Here is a 25,481-nt window from a genome sequence, read left to right as displayed (position 1 = left end):
CCGGAAGGCAGCGTCATGAGCGTTCTCGAGTCCCCGATCCCGCGATTCCACCTGGCTGTGCCGGTCGACGACCTGTCCGCCGCGCGTCGCTTCTACGGCGACGTGCTGGGTCTGGAGCAGGGCCGCAGCGCGGACACCTGGGTGGACTGGAATCTGTACGGCCACCAGTTCGTCACCCACCTCGCACCGGAGCGTGCGCAGCGCATACACAACCCGGTCGACGGTCACGATGTCCCGGTGCCGCACTTCGGGGTGATCCTGGCAATTCCTGCCTTCCAGGAGCTCGCCGAGCGGCTGCGCACGGCAGGTACCGAGTTCGTCATCGAGCCCTACGTCCGCTTCGAGGGGCAGAAGGGCGAGCAGCACACGATGTTCCTCCTCGACCCGGCGGGCAACGCTCTGGAGTTCAAGGCGTTCGCCGACGACTCCCAGGTGTTCGCCGCCTGACCGGCAAGCACCGCACCTCCTCCCTACTGACCACTACTCGAAAGCCGGGACGAACTCATGAAGGTGTTCCAGATCGGCGCGGCCGGTGGAGTCGGCCGCCGTCTCACCCAACTCCTCGCCGCGCGCGGCGACTCGGTGACCGGTATGCACCGCAGGACCGATCAGGGCGAGACCGTGCGCGAGTCCGGCGGGACGCCGGTGGCCGGCGATCTTATCAACGACTCGGTCGACGACCTCGCGCAGAAGATGCGGGGCCATGACGCGGTGGTCTTCTCGGCCGGCGCGCACGGCACCGGTTCGGACAAGACGACCCTCATCGACGGCAAGGGCCTTCGCAAGGCTGCCGACGCGGCCGCCCTCGCCGGGGCGACGCGGTTCGTTCTGGTCTCGGTTTTCCCCGACGCGCTGCGTGGCGGCGAGGCCGGTGAGGGGTTCGAGCACTACATCAAGGTCAAGAAGAGTGCCGATGTGTACCTGACGTGCACCGATCTCGACTGGCTGATCGTCCGTCCGGGGACCCTGCTGGACACCCCCGGCAGCGGCCGGGTCACGGCCGGCCCGGCCGTCGAGTACGGCGACGTGCACCGCGACGATGTCGCCGCGTTCATCGACGCCGCCCTGCACGAGCCGCGCCTGAGCCGCGTCATCGTCGAGCTGACCTCCGGCGACACCCCCGTGGCCGATGCGGTCGCCCGCCTCGCCGTCTGAGCCCCGCGCCCCGCCCCCACCACCAGAGAAGGCCAACCACCATGACTGCGATCGACTCCTACAGCCACGGCGTCCCGGGCGAGCGCGAGTTCGGCTTCGCCCAGGCCATCAAGGTCGACCACACGATCCACGTCTCGGGCCAGCTCTCCCACGACGACGAGGGCAAGTTCCTGTACCCGGGTGACTTCGAGGCCCAGACCGCGCGGGTCTTCGCCAACTTCGAGAAGGTTCTCGCCCACTACGGCGCCACCCGCAATCAGGTCGTCTCCGAGACCCAGTACATCGTCAACCTGCCGAAGTACAACAACGCGATGGCGGCCGCCAACTTGGCCTACTTCGGCGACCACCGCCCCACCAGCAGCACCATCGGCGTCGCCGACCTGTTCTTCCCCGGCCAGCTCATCGAGACCAACTTCGTCATCGACACTCGTCTGCCCGCCTGATGGCACAGGCGGGCTGGGGCTTGGCGGGCGACCGAGATCATCGGGGCGGCAACGGACCTGCCCCGGTGCGGTCGACACCAAGGGAGCCTTCCTCAGCCGACACGCCACCTTCGACCCGGCCGAGGTAGCCACTGCCCAGGCAGCCACCACGGTCCTCGAAGCGGCCTACGCCCAGGCTGCCGCGAGCCTCCACACGATCATCGCCTGACCTCCGACGGCGGCCGACCCGCGCTGTCATCGATCACCGACCACGAGAGAAGCCCCCACATGACTGCCCTGTTCACCCCCTTCACCCTGCGATCCCTTCAGATACCCAACCGGGTCTGGATGTCCCCGATGTGCATGTACTCCGCCGCCCCCGAAGGCCCGGACACCGGTGCACCGACCGACTTCCACCTCGGCCACCTGGCCTCCCGCGCCGCCGGCGGCGCCGGTCTGGTCATGGCCGAGGCCACCGGCGTACGTCCCGACGGGCGCATCAGCCCCTGGGACCTGGGCCTGTGGAACGACCGCCAGCAGGAGGCGTTCGCCCGTATCACCGAGGCCATCAAGGCGCACGGCGCCGTCCCGGCCATCCAGCTCGCGCATGCAGGCCGCAAGGCGTCCGTCGACAAGCCCTGGCTGTCCGACCGCTACCTGCCCGAGGACGAGAACGGCTGGCAGCCCGTCGCCCCCAGCGCAATCGCGTACGACGGGCTGGCTGTCCCGCACGAGCTGACCGTGGACGAGATCCAGCAGCTCGTAGGTGACTTCGCCGACTCCGCGCGGCGCGCGCTGGCCGCCGGCTTCCAGGTGGCCGAGGTGCACGGCGCCCATGGCTACCTGATCAACTCCTTCCTCTCCCCGGCCTCCAACCACCGCACGGACGCCTACGGCGGCAGCTTCGAGAACCGCATCCGCTTCGCCCTGGAGGTCGTCGATGCCGTGCGCGCCGTGTGGCCCGAGGACCTGCCGGTCTTCTTTCGTACCTCGGCCACAGACTGGTTGACCGAGAACTCCGAGGACGCTCGCGAGGGCTGGACCGGGGACGACACCGTCCGCCTTGCCAAAGAGCTCCAGGCCCGCGGCGTCGACCTGCTGGATGTGTCCACCGGCGGCATGGTCCGCGACGCGAAGATCGTCGCCGGGCCGAACTACCAGGTGCCCTTCGCGGACCAGGCCCGCAACCAGGCCGGCATCCCCACCGCAGCCGTCGGCATCATCACCGAGCCGCAGCAGGCGGAGGGCATCCTCTCCAGCGGGCAGGCCGACGCGGTCTTCCTCGGCCGTGAACTGCTCCGGAACCCCTACTGGGCCCAGCACGCCGCGCTGGCGCTCGGCGCCGAGCCGACCTGGCCGGACCAGTACGCCTACGTCGTCGAGCGTCGCAAGCGCTGACATCCCGCGACCTCATCGCTGCCGGCCGTGCTGCCCCAACAGGACAGCAGCGTGCCGAGCCTTTTCATCGGAAGATCCCCATGAACCACCTTCAGGACCAGGCCGTTGTCATCACCGGCGCCTCCTCCTTGACGCGCTCAAGTGGCATGCCGTGCACGGCCAGCGACGGCACCACAGCGACGCCCAGTCCTCCTGCGACCAGAGCCAGGGCGGCGTTGTAGTCGTAGTAGCTGTGGGCGGTGCGGGCGAGGGTCATGCCGCGGCGTACATGTTCGGTGGCGCCGTGGGCGGCGGCGTACGTGTCGACACCGAGCCAGGTGAGGTGTTCGAGGTCCGTCAGGGTTGTGGGTGCAGGAGTTCCGGCGGGTGTGACGACCACCCATGGCACCTCGAGGATCGGCACGTCGCGGGTTCCACGCGCGGACCTGCGGCCGATGGGGGTCTCGGCTTCCACGATCAGGAGGTCCACCGTCCCGGCGCGGAGCTCTTGCTGCGCCTTCTCGCCGTCCATCTCGTGGATCTGTAGTTCCAGGCCCGGGAATTCGGAACGCAATTGCGGTCCAGGACCGGGGTGTCCACCATGGGGGACATGCAGGCAAGCGCGACCTCAGCGGCGACGGCAGCAGGGTGGGTGGGCGCCCTGTCCACGGCTGCCGCCTACCTGTTGGTCGCGCGTCGTGTCATCGAGCCGGACGCCCAGGTGTTTCGGGTGATCAACATGCTCGGTGGCGCTCTCCTGGCCGTCTCCGCTGCCGCCAGTGGGGCATGGCCTTCGGTGACGTCGAACTTTGTCCGGGTCCTCATCGGCGTACAGGCTCTTTGTCGGGGCGCGGCGCAGCGTACGAACGGTTGTTGGCCATGTGGCGGCATGTCTTTCGCGGCGCCGCGGAGCCGAACGGGCGTGGAGCCGGGCACCCGGTCACTGAGACGAGCCGTCCCCACCGCCGTCCGCCCCGCTGCGCGGGCTCAGCCGCCGAACACCGCCTCGACGAGCCTCTCCTGAGCCTTCATGAACGGGACCGCCAGGGTCATTTCGGCGTCGTCCACGTAGTTGAGCGCGGCGGTCAGGGTCCTGCTGCCGTCGGCCGTGCTGTACATCAGCGCCGCGTGGCCGCTGTGGCCGCCGTTGTGGAAAAGGAGGGTCTCGCCGTCGGGGCCGGTCTGCTGGATGCGCAGGCCGAGCCCGAAGCCGCTCTCGGGGTGCGGCTTGATCATCTCGGCGAGGAGCGGGGCGGGCAGCAACTCGCCGCGGGCCAGCGCGGAGACGAAGGTGTGCAGGTCCTGGGTGGTCGAGATCATGTCGCCGCCGGCATCGATCCAGGACGGGTTCTGGCGGCTGACGTCGACCGTGTGCCGGTGACCGGCGTCCTCGTACCGGTAGTAGGCGTGGGCGTACGGCTCGGGGATGTCCTGCGAGGTGCCCGGCACCACCGTGCCTGTCAGGCCGAGCGGGTCCAGGATCCGCTCCTGTGTCACCTCGGCGCACGGTCGGCCGGTGACGTTCTCGACCAGCAGCCTGGCCAGCACGTAGTTGGTGTTGGAGTAGCTCCAGCCCGCGCCCGGCTCGAACCGCGGTGGCTTCGACAGCGACACCCGGGCCAAATCCTGTGGACGGTAGGAGTGGAAGCGTTTGTCCACCCATTCCTTGCCTGCGATGGTCGAGGTGATCCCGGGGACCACGCTCCCGTCCTCGAAGAGCTCGCCGGTGTGGTTGAACACCCCGCTGGTGTGCTGCAGCAGCATGCGCACCGTGATCCGGCGGTCGAGGTCGAACTCGGGGAGGTGGTCGACGGCCGGCGCGTCGAGGTCGACCTTGCCCTCGGCGACCAGTTGCAGCACCAGGGTCGCGGTGAAGGTCTTGGTATTGCTGCCGATACGTACGTGCCCGTCGGCCGGAGGCTTGGCGCTGCCGTCCAGCTCTGCCGCGCCGGCGGTGGCGATCCACGCGCCCTGTTCGTCGTGCACTCGCAGCTGAATTCCGGTGATGCCGGAATCGACGATCTCCTGGAGGACGCCGCGCAGTTGCGGACGGTCCGGCCCGGCGTGGAAGTCGGTTGCGGTGTGCGGGGACTGGCTCATGGTCGTCTCCTCTGTTCCTCTGCCCGAAGTGGCAGTACGGCGAGCCTGGTCCCTGCCCTAAGGTCAAGGTCAAGTCTCTTCGGGGGGAGTGGGAACGGATGCGTGCCAAGGGCGGGCTCACCATCGGTCAGGCGGCGGCCTACGCGGGCGTCACGATCAAGACCGTGCGGCACTACCACCGGCTCGGCCTGGTCGCCGAGCCGGAGCGGGACACGTCGGGCTACCGGCGTTACGGCTCGGCCGAACTGCTCCGCCTTGTCCAGGCGCGGACTCTCGCCGGGGCCGGGGTGCCGCTCGCCGAGGTCGGTGAACTGCTCGACGCGGCGCCCGAGCGGTTCACTGTCGCCCTGGACGACGTCCACCGTCGGCTCACCGATCAGATCGAGGACCTCGTCGCGCGCCGCGACACGCTGCACCGGATCACCCATGGCGACAGGGCCCTGCTGCCCGACCGGGCCTGCGAGGTCCTGGATCGCATGGCCGAACTCGGCTTCCGCGGCGAGTACTTGGCCACGCAACGGGAGGCGCTGGTGCTCACCCGGGCGCTGGTCCCGGAGATGTTCGACACCTTCCTGACCCGGCTCGAGCACCTCCTCGACGATCCCGAGCACGTCGAGCTGACCAAGCGCGCCTGGGACGCGGGGTCCTGGCCGCCCGACGATCCGCGGCTCGACGAACTGGCGGCGGCGCTCGCCGAGAAGGTGCTGGCCGACCGCGAGCTGCTGACGGCGGGAACCAGGCTTCGGGGCCGCACCGACAACGCGGCCCGATACGCACTGGTCAACCGCCACCGGGAGGACGACGCACCCTCAATTGCCCGGCTGAACGCGCTGGTCGAGGCGAGGTTGATCGCGGCCGGTGTCGACTTCCCGCAGGGATAGGCCGACGACGGCGATCCGGCGCGTCGGCATGATCCGGCGCGGTGCCGTGATCCGGCGCGTCGGCGTGATCCGGCGCGTTGGCGTGATCCGCTGCGATGGCGCGATCTGCTGTGATCGCCGTCATATCGGGAATGCCGTGCACCGACGGTCCGTTGGGGGTTGAGTGCGCACTACGTGTGCGCGCCGTTCTCCTGCCCTGCGGTGAGCGCCCTGAGCGGCCCGGCCTGTGCGTGTGTGCCAAGTCCTGGCCCGCGGCGTACGGCCCGGCCGATGACTTCGACCGACTCTTGCGAGGTACAGCCCCACATGAGCCAGCCAACCAACGTCGAGAACGTGGACGCACCCGGGGAGGGCGGCAGTACGGCCGCCCCGCCCGAGGGCGGGACATCAGCGCGCGCCGGTGTCCTCATCGCGGTCCTTGTCGCGTCCGCGTTCGTGATGATCCTCAACGAGACGATCCTGAGCGTCGCCCTGCGCGACCTCACCGTCGACCTGGGGGTCTCCACGACGACCGTGCAGTGGCTGACCAGCGGCTTCCTGCTGACGATGGCCGTGGTCATCCCCATCACCGGCTTCCTTCTCGAGCGCTTCTCCGTGCGCGGGATCTTCCTGGCCTCGCTGACGGCGTTCAGCACCGGCACCCTGATCAGCGCCCTCGCGCCCGGCTTCGGCGTGCTGCTCACCGGACGCGTGGTGCAGGCGTTCGGCACCGCTGTGATGATCCCGTTGCTGATGACGACAGTGATGCGCCTGGTCCCTGCGGAGCGTCGAGGGGCGATGATGGGCACCATCACGATCGTCATCGCGGTGGCCCCGGCCATCGGCCCGACGGTGGGCGGCGCGGTGCTGTCCTCGCTGGGCTGGCGTTGGATGTTCTGGATCGTCCTGCCGCTGGCACTGGCGGCATTGGTGATCGGTGCGATATGGCTGCGCCTGGACAGCGAGACACGGAAGGTGCCGCTGGACGTGCTGTCGGTGGTGCTCTCCGCCGTCGGCTTCGGCGGCGTCCTCTACGGCCTCGCCTCCATCGGTGAGTCCGGCGGCGGGGAACACACCGTCGAGCCATGGATGCCGATCGTCGCCGGTCTGCTGTCCCTCACCGTGTTCGTCCTGCGCCAACTGCGCCTGCAGAGCCAGGATCGCGCCCTGTTGGACCTGCGCCCGCTGGCGAACCCCACCTTCTCCGTAGCCCTGTTGCTGTCCGCGCTGCTGTTCATGTGCATGTTGGGCGCGGCCGCGATTCTGCTGCCGCTCTACCTTCAGACGGTCATGGGGACGACCACCTTCGTCAGCGGCCTCGCCGTCCTGCCCGGCGGCCTGCTCCTCGGCGTCCTCGGCCGACCCGTGGGCCGGCTCTACGACCGCGCCGGCGCTCGTCCGCTGGTGATCCCGGGGGCGGCCGCGTTGGCGGCCTCGCTGTGGCTGTTCTCGCTGCTCGACCCGGACTCTTCGCTGGCGGCGGTCATCGGCATGCACCTGCTGCTCATGGGCGGGCTCGGCCTGATGATGACCCCGCTGATGACGGCGTCCCTGAACGTGCTGCCGGACCACCTGCACTCCCACGGCAGTGCGATCCTCGCGACGATGCAGCAGGTCGCGGGCGCCTTCGGTACGGCGGTCTTCGTCACCGTGGCGTCCCGTGCGTCCGAGGGTGCGTCCGGTGCGCCCGACGCGAGTGGCCTGAGTGCGGCGTTCGTCCTCGCGGGCGTCATCGGCCTTGTGGCGTTCGCGGCATCGCTGTTCTTCGGCCGAGGTGCGGGCTCTGTGCAGAGTGCCGTGACTGTTACGGGGGCCGGGACGCCGGATGCCGCTGAACGCCAACCGGAGTCGGCGGCGTAGCCGAAGGGGGCAGGGGCGCCGAGCTCGAGGAGACAGGCCATGGCTGGTCCCCCCCACCCTCTGAGCCGGGAGCGGGGGAGGCCCTCCACGCGAGGTCTTCCCCCTGCCCCCCACGCACAGCACGCCCTCGTGTTCTGGCGGCTCAGTACGGCGCCGGCATGGTGGCCGGGGTCAGCCGACCGCGGCGTCGTCGACCTTGAAGCCCATGCTGACCCGGCCGTTGACGACCGACTTCGCGGTGACCGTCACCCCGTACTGCTTGCCCTCCGACACCAACTGGCAGCGGACGACGGCACCCACCTTGGCCGGGAGGTCCTCGGGGCAGGAGAAGGCGTCGGGCTCCTTGCCGACCTGCGCCGTCAGGGCGGCCTTGCCCTGACGGGCCACCTCCGCCCTCCTCACCGACCCGCCGCCAGTGCCGGTGCTCGCCGCGTCGGTGGGCTCAGGATCCGCGGAGTCGTCGGCGCCCGGAGCGTCGTCGACCTTGAAGTCCATGTTGACCTTGTCGCCGTCGACCGACTTCGCGGTGACCGTCATGCCCAGCTTCTCGCCGCCGTCGGTGAGCTTGCAGCGTACGGTCGCGCCCACTTCGGCTTTGAGGCTGTCCTGGCAGGTGATGTCGTCGGGCTCCCGGCCGATCTGCTTGCCCAGGGCCGTTGAGGCCTGCTTCGCGACCTCGTCCTTGCTCACGTTCTTCGATCCCACGCTCGCCGAACAACTCGCCGCGAACGCCACCGCCAACAGCGCTCCAACTGCTCGCACGGCGATCCGTCGCTTGGCCGACTGCTGCATGGGGGCTCCTCTTGCGTCAAAAGCTGGTCAGGTCAGGCTCCGGGGCGCGCAAAGCAGCCCCCTGGTTCCAGCCACAATCTTTGGCCACGTTGTCTTCCCGATGGCCGTGACGTCGCTCACTGGGATCTGCCACGCTCCGTTGGCCATTCGGGCCGGCGAAACAGGTGACGCGATCCAGGCCCGGTGTCGCCGGGGAACTCGACCTGTATACCTGTTTCCCTGCCCTTGCATGGACGAGGCGGTGGTGCCGTTGCGCACGCGGCGGTGCGAATTCGGTCTGGCCGGGGCGTCGTTCACTGACTCGAGCGGGGCTTGACTCTCCTGGTCCGGCATCAATGTGATGCCGCTTCGGCGGGCGGCAGGCTGCACTTGGTGCCTGTGACCCGGCCGGTGTTCCTCGTCTTGGGCATCACTCGACAGAGGGGCTGCCGATCCACGAACGTCCATGTCCGGGCGGCGAGTTGACGGTGCCGGCGCAGCGCTGCGTCCTCGTGCCGTAGCGCCGGCACTTCCGCATCTTTGGTCACGCGGGTTCGCAGCACAGCAGCGGGCGTCGTGATCGGATTTCGGACGAGCGAGGCAATGTCCGACAGCGGCATCCGAAGATCGTCGCAGGCGTGTCCGGGGTCGCCTCGTCAGACTCGGCAAACGTGTCCCCGACGACATGGACCGCGAGACGTACTACCAGCCCACCCGCAACGGCTACGAAGCCCAGATCAGCGAACGCCTGCGCCACTGGGCCGCCCTGCGCAGGCAACACCGAATCCCCGAGGGCTGACGCCTGTTTGGGCCCCGCCCAATGTCCCGTTGTGGGGGCGCCGGGGTGACCCTCTCCTGCGGCACCGAGGGAAAAGTCGACGTAGTGTAGATTCCACGGCCGGAAGCATCTGCGCGGTGACGGTCGGCCGTTCTGCGTCGACAGTGGCGGACATGCCGGCTCGCAGAGAGCAGATCAGGGGAGAAGACCGTGGGAAGGCGCAAGGACACGCCCCGGAAAGGCGACCTGCGTGAACAGGCCCTTCTGGACACAGCCGAGGCGCTGCTTGAGCACACAAGCCTCGAGGACCTGACCGTCGAGGCGATCGCCAAGGGCGCCGGCATCTCGCGCGGCTCCCTGTACTTCTACTTCGGCAACAAGCATGAAGTCCTCGCGGCGCTCGTGGAGCGCACCATGCGCGCCGTCCGGGCCGCGGCCGACGGCACCGCCCAGGACGAGGCCGCCGCACCGGCCGATGCCATGGAGCGGGCGGTGCGCGGAGTCGAGCAGGTCTGGCGCGAACACGGCACCGTCATGCGTGCGGCCGTCGACTACTCGGCGCTGCACCCCGTAATCGCCGCTGCCTGGAACGACACCGTCGAAGCCTTCGCGCGCACCATGACCGAGGTCCTGAAGCGCGCAGGCGTCCCAGAGGGCGACGGCGCCGAGGATGCGGCCGCCCTGGCGTATGCGCTGTGCTGGATGACGGAGCGCACCTTCTACCGTGCTGCCTGCTCGCCCGAGCCCGACCTGGCCCGGGCGACAGCGACCACTGTCGGTATCTGGCGTCGCGTCATGACCGGCTGAATGGCACCTGCACGAACGGATTGGGGTCCGGGTCGGTCGCGGTGGGCGGTGCGCAGCCGGATTCCCCGGCAGGCGGCGCCCGCCCGCTGGAGTTCGTCGAAGGAGGGCTGTGGTCAATTGGCCGCGATCTGCTGGCCGTCGGGAAAGTCGGTGGTGCGGGAGAGGGACTCCCAGGTGCGAATGTCCTCGTCCACCGCCTGCCGACCGGCGGCGACCAGGCGCAAGGCGTCCGAACCGAGAACCAGGTGGGCCGGCGGCTTCGGCGCATCCAGGATCTGTAGTACCGCGGCGGCGGCCTTCTCCGGGTTGCCGAGCTGGTTGCCGCTCGCCTTGACGCGGGCTTCGCGGATCGGGGCGAACAACGCGTCGTAGTCGTCGATGGATCGCTCGGAGCGGGTCATCGAGCGCCCGGCCCAGTCGGTACGGAAGGAACCCGGCTCGATGGCCGTCACGTGTATCCCGAAAGGCGCGACCTCCTTACCGATTGCCTCCAGCATGCCTTCCAGGGCGAACTTGCTTCCGCAGTAGGCCGACATGCCCGGCACAGCCATCAGGCCGCCCATCGAGGTGACCGCCATGAGGTGACCGGAGCGGCGGCGACGCATGTACGGCAGCACCGCCTGGAGGGTGGCAGCGGCACCGAACACGTTGGTCTCGAACTGGGCCCGCACGTCGGACAGCGACGTCTCCTCGAAGACGCCCTCCAGGCCATAGCCGGCGTTGGCGATGACCACGTCGACCGGGCCGACGGACGACTCGACTTCTTCGACCGTCGCGAACACCGCGGCATCGTCGGTCACGTCCAGCTGCCGGGCGTGCGCCCGACCCGGCGCGAGCTCCTCGAACGCCGCCAGATCGGCCTCCTTGCGGACGGTGCCGACCACAGTGTGGCCTGCATCAAGGGCGCCCTGCGCGAAGGCCCGTCCCAGGCCGCTGCTCACGCCGGTGATCAGGAATGTCTTCATTGCACTCACCTTGCTCTCTCGGGGAGCGCGGTCGGGCAGCGCGCCGACCCGCAATCCGTAATCTACACGACGTCGACTTTTATCTTCGTAGCGAAGATTATGGCCGAACGTGCGCAGGTCGGAGTGGCGGCGCCCGAGCAGGGCGGAGCTCTGGGCCGACCGCGCCACCCCCTGTCGCCAGTACGTCCAGTACGTAGCGTTCGCGCTTGAGGCGAGGGCCGGCATCCCCTGAAGGCCAGGGGTGTGCCATCTCATGACATCGGTCTCATGACATCGGTTCCTCGCGGTCAGGCTCGGCGGGCGTAGGACGCAAGGCGATCGGCAAACGCGGTGACGAGGTCGCGCAGTTCATCGGGGCGTTCAATGACGAACGGCCGGTCGAGTGCGGCGAGTACGGGAGGCAGCCAGTCGAGCCGCTCCGCCCGCAGTTCGACGCGCAGCCAGCGCTCGGTCGCCCGCTCCTGGTCCGCCGCGGGCTCGTGCTCTTCCAGGCTCGCGACGGTGGCGGGCAGGTGGGTGCGGATCTGCTCGACTGTCCCGTGGATCCGCAAGGTCACCTCATGCCGGTACTCGGCCGTGGCGAACGCCGACAGCAGGCGCTGTGCCGGACCGGGACCAACGGGCGCTTCGAACGAGCCGGGCAGGGTCCGAGCGTCCGCGATGCGATCGAGCCGGAAGGTCCGGTCCTCGCTGATCCGGGCGTCCTTGCCCGTGACGTACCACCGGCCCGAGTGGGCGACGATCCCGTACGCGTGCAGCGTGCGTTCGCTGGGCCGTGCGTCGCGGTCGGTGTAGCGGATCGAGACCGGCCGGCGGTGGCGCACCGCATCGGCGAGGGTGAGCAGGACATCGGCGTCCGGGGTGTCGAACTCTCCGGGTTGTTCCGTGAAGGCGAGGGATTCCAGGAGTGTGTCGAGCCGGCGTGCGGTGTGCTTGGGCAGCACCCTGCGGATCTTCGCCGATGCCGTCTCGCTTGCCGTGAGCTGTGTCGTCGTCAGCCCCGTTCTGCGGCCGGCGACCAGACCGAGCAGCACGGCCAGCGCCTCGTCGTCGCTGAGCATGAGCGGAGGCAGCCGGTACCCGGGGGCGAGCCGGTACCCGCCGTAGCGGCCGCGCACCGATTCCACGGGCACGTCCAGGTCGATCAGTTGGTCCACGTACCGCCGCACGGTGCGCCCTTCGACGCCGAGCCGCTCGGCGAGTTCGGCCACCGTCCGGGTGCCGCCCGACTGCAGCAGCTCCAGGAGGGTCAGCACGCGGGCAGTGGGTCGGGACATGCACACAACTTAACGTGAATACCGGACCGATTCTGTCCTCTATTGCTCCTAACCTGCGCAGTGCACGCCACCACCAGCACAGCCAAGGAGCCCCCCCATGAAGTTCGTCTCGATCCGCATCATCACCAGCGACGTGGCGCGCCTCGTCGAGTTCTACGAGCGAGCCACGGGGGTGCGGGCGACGTGGGCCACCGAGGACTTCGCCGAACTCGACACCGCGGGCGCCACCCTCGCGATCGCCGGCACCCGCACCGTCCCGCTGTTCGCCCCGGGCTCCGCCCGCCCGGCGGACAACCACAGCGTGATCACCGAGTTCCTCGTCGACGACGTGGACCGCGTTCACCAGAACCTGACCGGCCTCGTCACCGAGTTCGTGGGCGGGCCCACCACGATGCCCTGGGGCAACCGGTCGCTGCTGTTCCGCGACCCCGACGGCAACCTCGTGAACTTCTTCACCCCCGTCACCCCAGCGGCCATCGAAAAGTTCGCACGCTGACGTCATGGCCCCGTAACGGAGTTACAGGACTTCGGAGTTGGCGTGCGGAGTTGGCGTGACTGCTTCCCCCTGTCGAGTCTGGTTCACACTCCGCCCCACACCTCCTCCGCGGTCTCCACGATGAGCCGGAGCTTGGCCAACTGGTCGTCAATGGTGAGCTTGTTGCCCTCGACGGTGGAGGAGAAGCCGCACTGCGGGGACAGGCACAGCTGGTCGATGTCGATGTAGCGCGAGGCCTCCTCGATGCGCCGCTTGAGGGCGTCCTTGTCCTCCAGCTGAGGCCGCTTGGTGGTGACGAGGCCGAGGACGACGTGCTTGTCCTTGGGGACGTAGCGCAGCGGGGCGAACCCGCCCGAGCGCTCGTCGTCGTACTCCAGGAAGAAGCCGTCGACGTCGAGGCCGCCGAAGACCGCCTCGGCGACGAAGTCGTAGCTGCCCGAAGCGGCCCAGGAGGAGGCGAAGTTGCCGCGGCACATGTGGGTGGTGACGCGCAGATCGTCGGGGCGGCCGGCCAGGGCCTTGTTGATGTTGGCGATGTACGTCTCGTGCTGGTGCTCGGCGTCGCCGCCGATGGAGGAGACGTACGAGCGCTGCTCGGGGTCGTTGAGATAGGCGAGCGAGGTGTCGTCCAACTGGAGGTAGCGGCAGCCGAGTTCGTGCACGCCGCGGATCTGGGCCGCGTACGCGTCGGTCAGGTCCGACCAGAAGGCGTCGAGGTCGGGGTAGACGGACGCGTCGATCGCGGCGCGGCCGCCGCGGTAGTGGACCATGCTCGGCGAGGGGATGGTCAGCTTCGGGGTGATGCCGTCGGTGACGGTGTCACGGAGGAAGGAGAAGGCGTCGGCGAAGATCGTGCGCTCGAGACGCACCTTGCCGTCGATGCGCGTGGAGGGCGGCGCGAACTCGATGTCGCCGTCCTCGTTGTGGAAGCGGACATGCAGCGACTCGTCCTCTACGCGGCTGATGCCGCCGAGGGAGTAGATGAAGTCCATGTGCCAGGAGGCGCGGCGGAACTCGCCGTCGGTCGCGCTGCGCAGTCCGGCCTCCTTCTGCAGCGCGACGACCTCACGGACCGCCGTGTCCTCGGCGGCGGCGAGCGCGGCGTCGTCGATCTTCCCTGCGGCGTGTTCCGCCCGTGCTTGCAGGAGCGCGGGCGGGCGCAGCAGGCTGCCGACGTGGTCGGCGCGGAACGGGGGCTTGGCGGTGGCGGCCATGGCGGGTCATCCCTTCATCGACTACAGCCCACAGCCTCACCCGGAATGATCCGTCTCTCAACCACCTGGCCAGAGTCCGCGGGAATTCCCGCCGCACGGGGCGTACGGCGACGGGCTCCGGGCTGCCCGCACGACAGTGCGTCCGCATCCCGTTACCCGTACGAAACAGGACGTCTCTACGTTCCTTGCTGGCTGTTCCTGCTGGAAGGAGTCCGGTGTCCGTGATGAGTCAACGCGTTCCCTGTAAGGGAGACGCGATACGGCGCAACAAGTCGGCGGACCTTCGTCAGTGGACGGAAGTCATGGAACGCGAACACGCTGGAATGTCCTTCCGCGCGATGGGCGGTGACTTCGCAGGAGAGCTGCGGGCGGTGGGGGAGAGGGACCTCCACATGCTCAGCATCGACGCCAAGTCGCTTGCCTCCCACCGCAGTTCGAAGGATGTGGCGCGGGATGCCACGGAGCGCATCGACATTGTCTTCATGCTCGACGGCGGCGCCGTGGCCGAGCAGAACGGCGAGCAGACGGTTCTGCGCAGCGGTGAGGCATGCCTCGTCAATCTTGGCGCGCCGTTCCGCTTTCACTGTCCCGGGGGCTTCCGGCAACTGGTTCTGTCGGTGCCCACGGCAGAGATGCGCCGCCGCGGGACGCGGGTGGACGAGTTGATGACTCATGCTCTGCGCGTCGACTCGCACGGGCTCGGGGCTCCGTGGCTGGCCTTCGTCCAAGGCCTGTGGTCCTTGGTCTCCCGGCAGGGGCCGGGACCGCTGTCCAGCCTCCTGCCGAGCCTGCTGGAGGCCACCGAGATGCTCATGGGAACCAGCCCCGACCTGGCTCGGGCACTGAGCGCGTCGAAGCGTCTGTATGCCGAGGCCATGTCCCTGATCGAGACCTCCAGCCACGATCCGGGCTTCGGCCCCGACGCCCTGGCCGCCATGCTCCATGTCTCGCGCCGAACCGTCTTCCGGGCCTTCGCCGAGCACGGAGCCACGGTGGCCGCGGAGATCCTGCGTTGCCGACTGGGGCGCGCCGAGCGGGCGCTGCGCTTCCAGGGGGCACGGCTCACGGTCGAACACATCGCGCACGCCTGCGGGTTCCGGTCCACGTCCACCTTCCACGCGCGCTTTCAGGAGCAGTTCGGAGTCTCGCCCCGGCGATACGCGCGCGGGGGCGCGCCTCGCCGGACGCGTGTGGCGCGGACGTGACACACCCTGCTGTCCTGTCCCAACGGCCCCCGGGTGCCCGGCACTTGTAGCCCCACCCCGCCCCGCAGCGAAACGGGACCCGGACCTCGACGCGCCCTGGCACGCGGTCGGACCATGTCGGCACCCGTTCGGAGAAACGGAAACCCCGGAGCCCCAGAGGCAACCACGACGCGTAACCCCACCTACGAAAGCTGTTGTCGCCCAAAGGTCCTGTGGGCCTTGTGGGTCCTCCGTTCCCGGTAGGCCCCTACGCGAGGAGAGTCATGCCCCAGCCCACGCCCACGCCCCACGACCGCGAGTTCGTCGAAGCCGCCATCGCCCAGCACGGCCTGACCGTCCCTCACGAGGAGGTCGACTTCTTCGTGGCGAACTACGCCCCGTGCAGGGCTGCGCTCGCGGCCCTCTACCGACTGAACGGCGTCCGCTACGAGGAGCCGGCCGTGACCTTCAACGCCCTGACCTGATCCGACCGGAGGACGCGTACCGACATGACCACAGTGGACCGTATCCCTGTCAGCAGCACCACGGGTGTCAGCAGTACCACGGGAGTCAAGACCCTCACGGACGTCGCCGAGGCGATCAGGACCGGGGCGACAAGCAGCGTCCAGGTCGTCACCGACGCGATCGAAGCCGCCGAGAAGTACGACAAGGCGGTCGGCATCTATCTCGCCCGCTATGACGAGCAGGCGCTCGAAGCCGCTCGGGCCGCCGACGCCGCCCTGGCGGCCGGCGAACCGGTCGGCCCCCTGCACGGAGTACCGCTGGGCATCAAGGACATCATCAGCACTCGCGAAGGCGAGACCACCGCGCAGTCGCTCGTCCACGACCGCACGGCGATGTCCGGCGACGCCGTGGTCGTCGAACGGCTGAGGGCCGCGGGTGGCATCGTCATGGGCAAGCTCACCACGATGGAATTCGCCATCGGCATGCCGGACCCCGCCAAGCCCTTCCCGATTCCGCGCTGCTCCTGGGACCTTGAGCGCTGGGCCGGCGGATCGAGCTCCGGTTCCGGGTCGTCGGTCTCGCTCGGCGCCGTCCACGGCGCCCTCGGCACCGACACCGGCGGCTCCATCCGGATACCCGCGGCGTACTGCGGCATCACCGGCCTCATGCCCACGTACGGCCTGGTCCCCAAGTCCGGTACGGTGCCGCTCGGTTACACCCTGGACCACATCGGCCCCATGGCACGTTCGGCTCGCGACTGCGCCGCCCTGCTCGACGTACTGGCCGGGCCCCACCCCTCGGACCCCACCCTCGCCGCGGCGCCGAGCGCCGACTACATGGGCGCCCTCACAGGGGATCTGACCGGAGTGCGCATCGGCGTCGACCGCCTGGAGCGTGTCAACCCGGAGTACGACCCGGCCGTGAACCGGGCCTTCGACTCCGCCCTCGAAGTCCTCGCCGGACTCGGCGCCCAGGTCGTCGACATCGAACTGCCCCACTACGCCGAGATGACCACGGCCGACGAAGTCATCATGTTCTCCGAGGCCTTCAGCTACCACCTGCCGGACCTGCGTACCCGGTGGCTCGACTACGGAGCCGCCACACGGCAGACCATCGGCGCCGCCCTCTACTACAGCTCCGCCGACTACCTCCAGGCCCAACGGGCCCGCCGCGTCGGCCAGAAGGCGATCCAGCGGACCTTCGAGAACGTCGACCTCATCCTCACCCCCACCTCCGGAGGCGGTGCCGCTTCCCTGGAACGCGTCAAGGACGGATTCTTCCAGCCCGGCGGCATCGGGCCCTTGTACACGGGCTACTGGGACACCACCGGAAACCCGGTGATGAGCGTCCCCTTCGGCTTCACGGACGACGGCATGCCCCTGGGGCTGCAGATCGCGGGGCGCTGCTTCGACGAACAACTCGTGCTGCGCGCCGGTGACGCGTTCCAGGGTCGGACGGACTGGCACCTTCACGCCCCCGATCCACTCAACTCCATAGCCACGCAGCCGAACTGGACGGTCGGCGCGCAGCGCTGAACCGCGCCGACCTACTGATGCGCGAGGGGAGACGGAGGCCTTGTTGACCGTGCCGTTCCACGGGTGGGAGGCGGTGCCGGTCGCCATGTGGCTGTCCCGGGGCCGGTTGCCGTCCATGTCGCCGTCCCAGGAAAGGTCGTTGAAGAACTCGAACACCTCCCGAGCACCGGCACGGCGTACTCACCGCGCGGCATCGAAGAGGTCATCGCCTCGTGCTGAGCTCACGGGACGACGGTGGCGTGAAGTCCTCCGGCTCGTTCCCCGGTGACAGGGCGGAGGACTTCCGCATGCGGTCGTGCAGGCGGCGCAGCGGGCCCGGGGCCCACCAGTTGGCGCGGCCGGCCAGGCGCATGGTGACCGGGAGAAGGACGACGCGGATCAGGGTGGCGTCGACCAGGATCGTCAGGGCGGTGCCGATGCCGAGCTCCTTGAGGAAGAGCACGCCGCCCGACGCGTACGAGAGGAAGGACAGGGCGAGGATGCCGGCGGCTGCGGTGATCAGTGGGGCGGTCCTACGGATGCCCTCCGCGACGGCCGGGCGGGTGCTGCCCGTGCGGTCGTACTCCTCCTTGATGCGGGCGAGCAGGAACACCTCGTAGTCCATCGACAGGCCGTAGGCCACACAGAACATCAGGACCGGGATGCTCGGTTCGATCGAGCCGGTCGCGGTGAAGCCGAGCAGGCCGGAGAGGTGTCCGTCCTGGAAGACCCACACCAGGCAGCCGAACATGACGGACAGGCTGAGGAGGTTGAGGATCGTCGCCTTCAGCGGCAGCAGGATGCTCCCGGTCATCGCGAACAGCAGGAGGTACGTCGCTCCGAGGACGATTCCGGCGGCGAGCGGCAGTCGGTCCAGGAGGGTGGCGCGGAAGTCGGTGGTCTCGGCCGGGTAGCCGCCGACGAGGACGGACGTGGTGGGTGACTCGGTGGTCCGGATGCGGTCGACGAAGGACGGGACGTTGCCGTACATGGCCTGTTGGGTGGGGATCAGCGCGATACGTACGCGGCCGTCGGGAGAGGTCAGGCCGGACTGGCCGGGTGCGCCGGTGCGCTGACCCTCGCGATAGGCGCCGGTGGGGGCGTCCACCTGGAACGTGCCCGGGATGCGGGACAGTTCGGCGGCGTACGAGGCGACGGCTTCGGGCTCGGGTACGTCGCCCCACAGGACGAGGTGGACGGTGTCGGTGGGCTCGGCCGGGAACGTGCGGTGGATGATCTCGGACGTGGTGCGCGAGGAGGCGCCCTCCGGGAGGGTGCGCTCGTCGGGGAGGCCGAAGCGCAGGCCGAGCAGGGGCGCGCCGGCCAGGAGCAGGATCGCCAGGACTCCGATGCCGGACAGCACCGGTCGGCGCATCGCGCCGAGCGCGGTGCGGTGCCACAGGCCGGAGTGGCGTACGGGGGACCGGCGTTCGACCTTGTCGCCCCAGCGGGAGAGCGCGGCCGGCAGCAGGATCACGGCCCCTGCCAGCGCCGTCAGCACGACCAGCGCGCCCGCGTAGGCGAAGGAGTGCAGGAAGAAGAACGGGAAGACGAGCAGGGCGCTGAGCGAAGCGGCCACCGTGACGCCGCTGAACAGGACGGTACGGCCCGCCGCCACCGTCGCCCGGGCCACCGCCTCCTGTTGTGCGTGGCCGGCCGTCCGTTCCTCCCGGTAGCGGCTGATGACGAACAGGCTGTAGTCGACGCCGAGTCCGAGGCCGAGCACGAGCGCGAGGTTGGCGGCGAACGTCGACACCTCGGTGAACTGCGCGATGGCCCGCAGCCCTGCGAGCGTCCCGACCACGGCGAGGAGACCGACGGCGACCGTGAGGAGGGCCGCCACCGTGCGCCGGTAGAGCAGGATCAGGAGCAGGGTGATCGCGGGCAGCGCGAACAGTTCGGCGCGCAGGAAGTCCGTCCGCGCCTGCTCGCCGACCTGGCGCGAGATCTCCTCCTGGCCGCCGACGCGGACGTCGACGGCCGCACCCGCCGTGCGGGTCAACCGCGGGGACAGCTCCGCCAGTTGGTCGCGGGTGTCGGTGGCGCTGCCTTCGAGGCGGACGAGCAGGAGGCCGCGGCGGCCGTCGCTGTCGCGCAGGGCGGTGCTGTCCGCCTGCCAGTAGGACGTGGTGTCGGTGACGTTCGGGACCTTCTCGACCTCGCGCTGCAGCTGGTTCGCCGCGCGGCGGGTCGCGGCGCTGTCGACGTCGCCGTCGCGGGCGGTGACCAGCAGGGCGACGTTGGGGTTCCCGGTGCCGAACTCCTCGCGCAGCACCTCCCCGGCCCGGACGGACTCGGTCCCCGGTGAGTTCCACCGCGACAGATCGAGCTCCGCGAGCCCGCCGGCGCCGTACCCGGCAAGCCCCAGAAAGGCCAGCAGGGAGACGACGAGGACGGTGCGGGCTCGGTGTACGGCAAGCCGGGCCAGAGCGGTGAACATGGTGAACTGCCTTTCCCAGGGCGGGTGTTCCGTGACCGTCAGGCTCGATGCCGCCGCTGACCGAGCGCTGGAACGCCCGCTGGAACAACCGCTGGAACGCCGCGCGGGCTACGCTCGCCCCATGGGCGAGGGGGCGGACGTGAAGGCCGAGCGGGTGTTGAGGTTCGAAATGCTGGGCCCGGTGCGGGTGTTGGGCGCGGACGGGCAGGCAGTGCCGCTGGGCCCGCCACAGCAGCGCGCCGTCCTGGCCGTCCTGCTCCTGCAAGAAGGGCGCTCGATCTCGTACGACGCTCTGGTCGACGCCGTCTGGGGCAGCCAACCACCGCGCCACGTAAGGAACTTGGTGCAGAAGTACGTCTCCGGGCTGCGTCGCTGCCTCGGCGATGCGGTCGACCTGACCTGGACGGGCGGCGGATACCGGCTGACCGGCGCGGGCATCGACGATCTGGGCGAGCGACGCTCCCTGGTGGACCGGGCCATCGCCGCCCGGGACGCCGGCGACCTGCCTGCGGCCGCCGAACTCGTCGGGCGTGCGGAAGAGTTGTGGCGCGGTGACTTCGCCGAGAGCCTGCGCGCCCCCTACCTGGAGGCCGAACGTCAGCGCTGGGCGGAGAAGCGCGTGACCGTACAGGAAGAACGACTGGCCGGCGAGATCGCCCACGGCCGCTCCTTCGAGCAGGTCCACGAGCTGATCCGGCTCATCGCCGCGCACCCGCTGCGCGAGCGTCCGGTGGAGCTGCTGATGCACGCCCTCTACCGCACCGGCCGTTCCTCCGAAGCCCTCGCCGCCTACGAGGCGACCCGGCACCGCCTCGCCGAAGCCCTGGGCGCGGACCCGGGCCCGACGCTGCGCGCGCTGCATGCGCGCATCCTGCGGCAGGACGAGGATCTGCTGGCGGGGATCGGCGTGCGGTGAACCGCTGAGGCCTCAGGCCTCAGGCCTCAGGCCTCAGGCCTCGTGTACGAGGACTCGAATCCCGCAGGGGTACCGGTGACCCTGCCTCCGATTCCGGCCCGTCGCGCCCACCTGGCCGGACCAGATATTAAGTCAGTCGGTTGACTTAACTGGAAGTGTGAGGTCTAGTGATCAAGAGCGCGGAATCAAGGAGCCTGACATGGTGAACAGCACCCAGCCCCGCACCGGCCGCGGCGCCGGCACCCGCGAGGCCATCATGGCCGCGGCCGAGCGCCTCTACGCCGAGCACGGGCTGTCGAACGTCTCCAACCGGCAGATCGGCGAGGCGGCCGGCCAGGGCAACACCACGGCCGTCAGTTACCACTTCGGCAGCAAGGCGACCCTCGTACGGGCCATGATGACCAGGCACGGCGATCAGGTCGACGTGATCCGCACACGTTACGTGGAGGCCGCCGGCGACAGCGACGACCTGCGGGACTGGGTCCGCTGCCTGTTGCGTCCGGTGACCGAATATCACGCGGCCCTCGGCTTTCCGTCCTGGCACGCACGGTTCGCCGCGCAGGTGATGACCGACCCGCTGATGCGGACGCTGGTGACGGACGAGTCCCTCACCCGTGACAGCCTGCGCCGCACCCTTCAGGGGCTGGGCCGGTGCCTGTACGACATCGTGCCCCCCGAGGTCCGCCCCCAACGCGCGGAGATGGCCCGCCACTTGATCACCCATACCTGCGCGGAGCGCGAACGCGCCCTCGCCGAAACCCCGGCCGAGCCCGGCCCGTCCTGGGAACGCATCGCCGACGCACTGGAAGACGCGCTGGTGGGGCTCCTCGCCGCGCCTACCACCCGTCGCTGAAAGACCGTTACAGGCCGGTGCGAACCAACGCCGTCCGGCCTGACCCGACTCGACTCGACAAGGGAGACAGCGTGAAGATAACTGTTGACGAGGAGAAGTGCTGCGGCGCCGGTCAGTGCGTATTGATCGCGCCTGAAGTGTTCGACCAGCGTGACGAGGACGGCATCGTCATCCTGCTCGACGCCGCGCCCGTAGCAGAGCACCACGAGGGAGTGCGCGAGTCCGCAGGCGTCTGCCCTGCCGCCGCCATCCACCTGCACGAGGACGCGTGAGTACGCCCTCGGACGTGCTCGTCGTCGGGGCCAGCGCCGCGGGCCTCGCCGTCACGGAGAGCCTGCGCCGCAAGGGCTACCGCGGACGGATCACGCTGCTCGGCGAGGAAGAAGGCGCGCCGTACGACCGCCCGCCCCTGTCGAAACAGGTACTCGCCGGCACCTGGGAGGCCGAGCGCACGCAGCTCCGCACCCGTGACGTGCTGGACGCCCTGGACGCCGAACTCGCCCTCGGTGAGCGCGCGGTGGCCCTCGACGCCGCCACGCGCACGGTGCGTACCGCGAGCGGAGCGGAGCTGCGGGCGGAGGCCGTCGTACTGGCCACCGGACTGCACGCACGCAGGCTGCCCGGCCTGTCGGGTGCGACGGGCGTGCATGTGCTGCGGACCCTCGGCGACGCCGGTCGGCTGCGCGAGGAACTGCTGAAGGCCGAACGGGTCGTGGTCGTCGGCGACGGCGTGCTCGGCGCCGAGATCGCCGCCACGGCCCGCCTCATGGGCGCCGACGTCACCATGACAGGACCTCAAGCCGCGCCGATGCAGGCGCAGTTGGGCCACGACATCGCCCAGCGCCTGGCCGCACTGCACACCGAACACGGAGTGCGGCTGCGCCCGGACACCCTGGTGGACGGGCTGGAGACGGCCGACGGACGCGTCACCGGTGTCCGCCCGGTCGACGGCGACCCCCTTCCCGCCGATCTCGTCGTCACAGCGGTCGGCAGCACCCCCGCCACCGACTGGCTGACCCACAGCGGACTGGCGCTGCGGGACGGCGTGGAGTGCGACTCCCGCTGCCGCGCCGCCGACGGCATCTACGCGGCGGGAGACGTGGCCCGCTTCCACCACGAAGGCCTCGGACGGTCGCTGCGGCTGGAGAACCGCACGAACGCCACCGAGCAGGCCATGCTGGTCGCCGCGAACATCCTGGGCGAGGACCGCCCCTACAGTCCCGTCCCCTACTTCTGGACCGACCAACTCGGCGTCAAGATCCAGGTGTACGGGCTGCCCACACCCACCGCGACCGTGCGCATCGTCGAAGGTGACACGGAACAGGGCCGGTTCGTCGCGCAGTACCTCGACGACGAGGGGCGCCCCATCGCGGTCCTCGGCTGGAACATGCCCAAACAGGCCCGCCAACACCGCCAGGCCCTCCTCGACCGGTACGCCCCCGCACCCCGGGTCGAACCCGCCGCCGCCTCGCGCTGACGAGGGCCTATACCGAGTGGCAGGTACGCCTCGGCCCACACACGTCACCGGCTGCCCGCAACGGCAGGCCGACCGCGCGTGCCCCGAAGCCCGCCGCCCGAACCGGGTGCCACCCCAGCGGCTCCCACCACGTCGCACGCTCGCATGTTTCCGTCACCCACCGACTGATCCGCGCACGCCTCCCACCCTTCGCACGACGGAGGCGGCCCCCCACCGGAGGACACCATGACCACCACGCCTGCCACCCCCGAAGCCGGCACACCCGAGATCCCCGACTTCCCTGCGGCGCGTTCCTCGAAGTGCCCCTTCGCCCCGTCTCCCGGCATGCGGGCGCTGTCCGAACACGGCCCCGTCACCCGGGTCCGCTCCTGGGGTGACAGCACTCCCTGGGCTGTGACCGGGCACGCCGAACAGAAGGCCCTGCTGTCCGACCCGCGCCTGAGCGTGGAGTTCACCCGGCCGGGCTTCCCCAGCCCCGTGGACCCGACACACGCCCACGCGGGCAGCACCGACCTGAGCTTCGTCGGCATGGACGACCCCGAACACGCCCGGCTGCGCCGCATGGTCAGCGGCGCCTTCACCATCAAGCGCGTCGAGGCGATGCGCCCCCGCGTGCAGAAGATGACCGACGACTTCATCGACACCATGCTGGCGGGCCCCAAGCCCGCCGATCTCGTCCAGGCCCTCGCCCTGCCGATCCCCTCCCTGGTCATCTCCGAGATGCTCGGAGTGCCCTACGAGGACCACGAGTTCTTCCAGGCCAACAGCAAGTCCATCGTCTCCGCCGTCGCCTCTCCCCAGGAACGCCAGACGGCCCACACCAACCTCGCCACGTACCTCGACGACCTCGTCGGCCGTAAGCTCGGCGAACCCGGCGACGACCTCCTCTCCAGCCTCTGCACGCAGATCGAGAGCGGCGAGATCACCCGCCGCCAGGCCGCCACCATGGGTGTGCTGCTGCTCCTGGGCGGACACGAGACGACCGCGAACATGATCAGCCTGGGTACGCTGCTGCTCCTGCAGCACCCCGACCAACTGGCCCTGATCCGCGACACGGACGACCCCGCCGTCATCCGCACCGCCGTCGAGGAACTCCTGCGCTACCTCTCCATCGTCCACCTCGGCCGCCGCCGTACCGCCATGGAGGACATCGAGGTCGCCGGGCACACCATCCGCGCCGGAGACGGCGTCATCCTCCTCGGCGAACTCGCCAACCGCGACCCCTCGGTCTTCCCCGAACCCGACCGCCTCGACCTCACCCGCAACGCCCGCCAGCACCAGGCGTTCGGCGCCGGCGCCCATCACTGCGTCGGCCAGCCCCTGGCCCGCATGGAACTCCAGGTCATCTACCCGACCCTGCTGCGCCGCATCCCCACCCTCCGCGCCATCGACGACCTCGACGCGATCCCCTTCAAGTACGACGCCATCATCTACGGCCTGCACGCACTGCCCGTGACCTGGTAAGAGACCGAGCGGCCCGCCCGCCGACTGCTGGCGCGCAGGCCGGCGGAGGCCGCCGACCCGAAAACGTGGCTGCCCGGCCGAAGCTGAGCGAGGCGCTGTTCCTGGTCCTGGAGCGGGAGTTGGCGAGAGGGCCGGTCGCGTCCTCCTCACCGCCCTCCACCGGTCACCGCACCCCTGCTAGGCGGTCCTTCTCGGCATAGTGTGTCGGGTCATGACCTTGCTCATCATCGGCGGCAGCGGTTTCCTCGGCGGGGAACTGGTACGACAGGCGACTGCTTCCGGGCACGCCGTTGCCGCGACTTTCATGAGGAACCCCGGCCGCTCCTCCGAGGTTCAGTGGCTGCCGCTTGACCTCCGCAATCGCGCGGAGATCGCCTCGGTGCTCGACGAAGTGGATCCACGTGTTGTGGTCAACGCGGCCTCACGGAAGGCAGATTGGGCGACCACGGCGGAGGGAGCCATCCAGGTGGCGATGGCCGCAGCCGGCCGGGGAGCACGGCTGGTGCACGTATCCAGCGACGCGGTCTTCTCCGGAGCCCAGGCCTACTACGACGAAGCCGCTGCACCGGATCCGATCACGCCCTACGGCGCCGCAAAGGCCGCCGCCGAGACCGCGATCCGTCTGCTGGCCCCGGCAGCCGTCATCGCCCGAACGTCGCTGATCATCGGCGATGGGGATTCCGCGCACGAGACGTTGGTGCATGAGCTGTCCGGTGGGCGCCGTGACGGGGCCCTGTTCACCGACGATGTCCGTTGCCCCGTGCATGTGTCGGACCTTGCTGCCGCGATTCTGGAACTAGCGTCCTCCGATCACGCCGGAATCCGCCACGTCGCAGGGCCGGACGCGGTCAGCCGTCACGAACTCGGCCTCCTGATCGCTCGCCGCGATGGCCTCGACCCGGCCACTCTGCCTGCGCGGCGACGGGCCGACACGGGCGTGCCTGGACCGCTGGACGTGCGTCTGGACAGCAGCGGAACCCAGCGCAGTCTCCGCACCAGGATGCGCGGGGCTCGCGAATTCCTGTCAGGCGGGGCCACAGATACGGCCAGTTGATCGCTCTCACATGATGGCCGCGGTTGCAGTCT

Annotated in this window: 26 protein-coding genes; 18 read left to right on the top strand and 8 right to left on the bottom strand. The window is 69.7% G+C overall.

Annotated elements, in window-relative coordinates; translation table 11 throughout:
* Positions 1-15: 15 nt before the first annotated feature.
* From OHA73_RS04955 to OHA73_RS04940, 4 genes are all read left to right on the top strand, one after another.
* Entirely contained in the window at positions 16-447 is a 432-nt protein-coding gene (locus OHA73_RS04955; RefSeq protein WP_267071972.1) for a VOC family protein, read from the top strand.
* 57 nt (positions 448-504) lie between these two features.
* A complete protein-coding gene (locus OHA73_RS04950; protein WP_327654318.1) occupies positions 505-1,155 on the top strand; it encodes an NAD(P)H-binding protein in 651 nt (216 codons plus the stop codon).
* Between the two features lie 41 nt (positions 1,156-1,196).
* Positions 1,197-1,598 (top strand): RidA family protein, encoded by a 402-nt coding sequence (locus OHA73_RS04945; protein ID WP_327654317.1) that lies wholly within the window; start codon positions 1,197-1,199, stop codon positions 1,596-1,598.
* A 267-nt stretch (positions 1,599-1,865) separates the two neighbouring features.
* Positions 1,866-2,975 carry an NADH:flavin oxidoreductase/NADH oxidase gene (locus tag OHA73_RS04940; RefSeq protein WP_327654316.1) on the top strand — a complete coding sequence of 370 codons (1,110 nt, stop codon included), beginning with the start codon at positions 1,866-1,868 and terminating at the stop codon, positions 2,973-2,975.
* Positions 2,976-3,066: 91 nt separating this feature from the next.
* Here the strand turns inward: OHA73_RS04940 and OHA73_RS04935 are convergent, their stop codons facing one another.
* Entirely contained in the window at positions 3,067-3,528 is a 462-nt protein-coding gene (locus OHA73_RS04935; RefSeq protein WP_327654315.1) for a LysR substrate-binding domain-containing protein, read from the bottom strand.
* A 27-nt stretch (positions 3,529-3,555) separates the two neighbouring features.
* Here OHA73_RS04935 and OHA73_RS45720 point away from each other — a divergent pair, with 27 nt between their 5' ends.
* The gene (locus tag OHA73_RS45720) at positions 3,556-3,978 is read left to right on the top strand and encodes a CBU_0592 family membrane protein (protein ID WP_443063031.1); all 423 of its coding nucleotides are present in this window, start codon (positions 3,556-3,558) and stop codon (positions 3,976-3,978) included.
* Here the strand turns inward: OHA73_RS45720 and OHA73_RS04930 are convergent.
* Positions 3,942-5,054, bottom strand: coding sequence for a serine hydrolase domain-containing protein (locus OHA73_RS04930; protein ID WP_327654314.1), 1,113 nt, complete (start codon positions 5,052-5,054; stop codon positions 3,942-3,944). The genes OHA73_RS45720 and OHA73_RS04930 overlap by 37 nt on opposite strands.
* A gap of 98 nt (positions 5,055-5,152) precedes the next feature.
* Here OHA73_RS04930 and OHA73_RS04925 point away from each other — a divergent pair, with 98 nt between their 5' ends.
* Positions 5,153-5,935, top strand: a complete 783-nt coding sequence (locus OHA73_RS04925; protein ID WP_327654313.1) for a MerR family transcriptional regulator — start codon at positions 5,153-5,155, stop codon at positions 5,933-5,935.
* Positions 5,936-6,241: 306 nt separating this feature from the next.
* Entirely contained in the window at positions 6,242-7,774 is a 1,533-nt protein-coding gene (locus tag OHA73_RS04920; protein ID WP_267071978.1) for a DHA2 family efflux MFS transporter permease subunit, read from the top strand.
* Between the two features lie 171 nt (positions 7,775-7,945).
* Here OHA73_RS04920 and OHA73_RS04915 read toward each other — a convergent pair whose 3' ends face one another.
* Positions 7,946-8,566, bottom strand: a complete 621-nt coding sequence (locus OHA73_RS04915; RefSeq protein ID WP_327654312.1) for a DUF4333 domain-containing protein — start codon at positions 8,564-8,566, stop codon at positions 7,946-7,948.
* A 332-nt stretch (positions 8,567-8,898) separates the two neighbouring features.
* Entirely contained in the window at positions 8,899-9,165 is a 267-nt protein-coding gene (locus OHA73_RS04910) for a hypothetical protein (RefSeq protein ID WP_327654311.1), read from the bottom strand.
* A 368-nt stretch (positions 9,166-9,533) separates the two neighbouring features.
* Here OHA73_RS04910 and OHA73_RS04905 point away from each other — a divergent pair, with 368 nt between their 5' ends.
* Positions 9,534-10,130, top strand: coding sequence for a TetR/AcrR family transcriptional regulator (locus tag OHA73_RS04905; RefSeq protein WP_327654310.1), 597 nt, complete (start codon positions 9,534-9,536; stop codon positions 10,128-10,130).
* A 113-nt stretch (positions 10,131-10,243) separates the two neighbouring features.
* On the opposite strand, the gene OHA73_RS04900 is transcribed toward OHA73_RS04905, so the two are convergent.
* Both OHA73_RS04900 and OHA73_RS04895 read right to left on the bottom strand, forming a co-directional pair.
* Positions 10,244-11,095 (bottom strand): oxidoreductase, encoded by an 852-nt coding sequence (locus OHA73_RS04900; protein ID WP_327658409.1) that lies wholly within the window; start codon positions 11,093-11,095, stop codon positions 10,244-10,246.
* 287 nt (positions 11,096-11,382) lie between these two features.
* Positions 11,383-12,372 (bottom strand): helix-turn-helix transcriptional regulator, encoded by a 990-nt coding sequence (locus OHA73_RS04895; protein WP_327654309.1) that lies wholly within the window; start codon positions 12,370-12,372, stop codon positions 11,383-11,385.
* A 97-nt stretch (positions 12,373-12,469) separates the two neighbouring features.
* Between OHA73_RS04895 and OHA73_RS04890 the strand changes: the two genes are divergently transcribed.
* Complete coding sequence (locus tag OHA73_RS04890) at positions 12,470-12,868, top strand: VOC family protein (protein WP_267071987.1); 399 nt, start codon at positions 12,470-12,472, stop codon at positions 12,866-12,868.
* Between the two features lie 83 nt (positions 12,869-12,951).
* Here the strand turns inward: OHA73_RS04890 and OHA73_RS04885 are convergent, their stop codons facing one another.
* Positions 12,952-14,082, bottom strand: coding sequence for a 5-methyltetrahydropteroyltriglutamate--homocysteine S-methyltransferase (locus OHA73_RS04885; RefSeq protein ID WP_327654308.1), 1,131 nt, complete (start codon positions 14,080-14,082; stop codon positions 12,952-12,954).
* 224 nt (positions 14,083-14,306) lie between these two features.
* On the opposite strand from OHA73_RS04885, the gene OHA73_RS04880 reads away from it, so the two are divergent.
* The 3 genes from OHA73_RS04880 (at position 14,307) to OHA73_RS04870 (ending at position 17,266) form a co-directional block, all read left to right on the top strand.
* Positions 14,307-15,287 (top strand): helix-turn-helix domain-containing protein, encoded by a 981-nt coding sequence (locus tag OHA73_RS04880; RefSeq protein ID WP_327654307.1) that lies wholly within the window; start codon positions 14,307-14,309, stop codon positions 15,285-15,287.
* Positions 15,288-15,550: 263 nt separating this feature from the next.
* Positions 15,551-15,751: a hypothetical protein gene (locus OHA73_RS04875; RefSeq protein WP_266717022.1), complete on the top strand. Its 201-nt coding sequence runs from the start codon at positions 15,551-15,553 to the stop codon at positions 15,749-15,751.
* 24 nt (positions 15,752-15,775) lie between these two features.
* The gene (locus OHA73_RS04870; RefSeq protein ID WP_327654306.1) at positions 15,776-17,266 is read left to right on the top strand and encodes an amidase; all 1,491 of its coding nucleotides are present in this window, start codon (positions 15,776-15,778) and stop codon (positions 17,264-17,266) included.
* 202 nt (positions 17,267-17,468) lie between these two features.
* Here the strand turns inward: OHA73_RS04870 and OHA73_RS04865 are convergent, their stop codons facing one another.
* Positions 17,469-19,685, bottom strand: coding sequence for an MMPL family transporter (locus OHA73_RS04865; RefSeq protein ID WP_327654305.1), 2,217 nt, complete (start codon positions 19,683-19,685; stop codon positions 17,469-17,471).
* A gap of 121 nt (positions 19,686-19,806) precedes the next feature.
* Here OHA73_RS04865 and OHA73_RS04860 point away from each other — a divergent pair, with 121 nt between their 5' ends.
* From OHA73_RS04860 to OHA73_RS04835, 6 genes are all read left to right on the top strand, one after another.
* Entirely contained in the window at positions 19,807-20,601 is a 795-nt protein-coding gene (locus tag OHA73_RS04860) for an AfsR/SARP family transcriptional regulator (RefSeq protein ID WP_327654304.1), read from the top strand.
* Positions 20,602-20,800: 199 nt separating this feature from the next.
* Positions 20,801-21,454 carry a TetR/AcrR family transcriptional regulator gene (locus OHA73_RS04855; protein WP_327654303.1) on the top strand — a complete coding sequence of 218 codons (654 nt, stop codon included), beginning with the start codon at positions 20,801-20,803 and terminating at the stop codon, positions 21,452-21,454.
* Positions 21,455-21,525: 71 nt separating this feature from the next.
* Complete coding sequence (locus OHA73_RS04850; RefSeq protein ID WP_267071994.1) at positions 21,526-21,726, top strand: ferredoxin; 201 nt, start codon at positions 21,526-21,528, stop codon at positions 21,724-21,726.
* Complete coding sequence (locus tag OHA73_RS04845) at positions 21,723-22,931, top strand: NAD(P)/FAD-dependent oxidoreductase (protein WP_327654302.1); 1,209 nt, start codon at positions 21,723-21,725, stop codon at positions 22,929-22,931. Before OHA73_RS04850 ends, OHA73_RS04845 begins: the two co-directional genes overlap by 4 nt.
* Before the next feature lie 225 nt (positions 22,932-23,156).
* Positions 23,157-24,395 (top strand): cytochrome P450, encoded by a 1,239-nt coding sequence (locus OHA73_RS04840; protein ID WP_267071996.1) that lies wholly within the window; start codon positions 23,157-23,159, stop codon positions 24,393-24,395.
* Positions 24,396-24,606: 211 nt separating this feature from the next.
* Positions 24,607-25,449 (top strand): SDR family oxidoreductase, encoded by an 843-nt coding sequence (locus OHA73_RS04835; RefSeq protein WP_327654301.1) that lies wholly within the window; start codon positions 24,607-24,609, stop codon positions 25,447-25,449.
* The last annotated feature ends 32 nt before the right edge of the window (positions 25,450-25,481 follow it).

The sequence above is a fragment of the Streptomyces sp. NBC_00483 genome (assembly GCF_036013745.1).
In the GTDB taxonomy this organism is placed as follows: domain Bacteria; phylum Actinomycetota; class Actinomycetes; order Streptomycetales; family Streptomycetaceae; genus Streptomyces.
The sequence above is the reverse complement of the archived record's forward strand: the minus strand, read 5'-3'. Positions and strand labels throughout refer to the sequence as shown.

Coding starts and splice junctions, on each gene's coding strand:
- OHA73_RS04955 (WP_267071972.1), top strand. CDS start 16: ATGAGCGTTCTCGAGTCCCCGATCCCGCGATTCCACCTGGCTGTGCCG.
- OHA73_RS04950 (WP_327654318.1), top strand. CDS start 505: ATGAAGGTGTTCCAGATCGGCGCGGCCGGTGGAGTCGGCCGCCGTCTC.
- OHA73_RS04945 (WP_327654317.1), top strand. CDS start 1,197: ATGACTGCGATCGACTCCTACAGCCACGGCGTCCCGGGCGAGCGCGAG.
- OHA73_RS04940 (WP_327654316.1), top strand. CDS start 1,866: ATGACTGCCCTGTTCACCCCCTTCACCCTGCGATCCCTTCAGATACCC.
- OHA73_RS45720 (WP_443063031.1), top strand. CDS start 3,556: ATGGGGGACATGCAGGCAAGCGCGACCTCAGCGGCGACGGCAGCAGGG.
- OHA73_RS04930 (WP_327654314.1), bottom strand. CDS start 5,054: ATGAGCCAGTCCCCGCACACCGCAACCGACTTCCACGCCGGGCCGGAC.
- OHA73_RS04925 (WP_327654313.1), top strand. CDS start 5,153: ATGCGTGCCAAGGGCGGGCTCACCATCGGTCAGGCGGCGGCCTACGCG.
- OHA73_RS04920 (WP_267071978.1), top strand. CDS start 6,242: ATGAGCCAGCCAACCAACGTCGAGAACGTGGACGCACCCGGGGAGGGC.
- OHA73_RS04915 (WP_327654312.1), bottom strand. CDS start 8,566: ATGCAGCAGTCGGCCAAGCGACGGATCGCCGTGCGAGCAGTTGGAGCG.
- OHA73_RS04910 (WP_327654311.1), bottom strand. CDS start 9,165: ATGCCGCTGTCGGACATTGCCTCGCTCGTCCGAAATCCGATCACGACG.
- OHA73_RS04900 (WP_327658409.1), bottom strand. CDS start 11,095: ATGAAGACATTCCTGATCACCGGCGTGAGCAGCGGCCTGGGACGGGCC.
- OHA73_RS04895 (WP_327654309.1), bottom strand. CDS start 12,372: ATGTCCCGACCCACTGCCCGCGTGCTGACCCTCCTGGAGCTGCTGCAG.
- OHA73_RS04890 (WP_267071987.1), top strand. CDS start 12,470: ATGAAGTTCGTCTCGATCCGCATCATCACCAGCGACGTGGCGCGCCTC.
- OHA73_RS04885 (WP_327654308.1), bottom strand. CDS start 14,082: ATGGCCGCCACCGCCAAGCCCCCGTTCCGCGCCGACCACGTCGGCAGC.
- OHA73_RS04880 (WP_327654307.1), top strand. CDS start 14,307: ATGAGTCAACGCGTTCCCTGTAAGGGAGACGCGATACGGCGCAACAAG.
- OHA73_RS04875 (WP_266717022.1), top strand. CDS start 15,551: ATGCCCCAGCCCACGCCCACGCCCCACGACCGCGAGTTCGTCGAAGCC.
- OHA73_RS04870 (WP_327654306.1), top strand. CDS start 15,776: ATGACCACAGTGGACCGTATCCCTGTCAGCAGCACCACGGGTGTCAGC.
- OHA73_RS04865 (WP_327654305.1), bottom strand. CDS start 19,685: ATGTTCACCGCTCTGGCCCGGCTTGCCGTACACCGAGCCCGCACCGTC.
- OHA73_RS04860 (WP_327654304.1), top strand. CDS start 19,807: ATGGGCGAGGGGGCGGACGTGAAGGCCGAGCGGGTGTTGAGGTTCGAA.
- OHA73_RS04855 (WP_327654303.1), top strand. CDS start 20,801: ATGGTGAACAGCACCCAGCCCCGCACCGGCCGCGGCGCCGGCACCCGC.
- OHA73_RS04840 (WP_267071996.1), top strand. CDS start 23,157: ATGACCACCACGCCTGCCACCCCCGAAGCCGGCACACCCGAGATCCCC.
- OHA73_RS04835 (WP_327654301.1), top strand. CDS start 24,607: ATGACCTTGCTCATCATCGGCGGCAGCGGTTTCCTCGGCGGGGAACTG.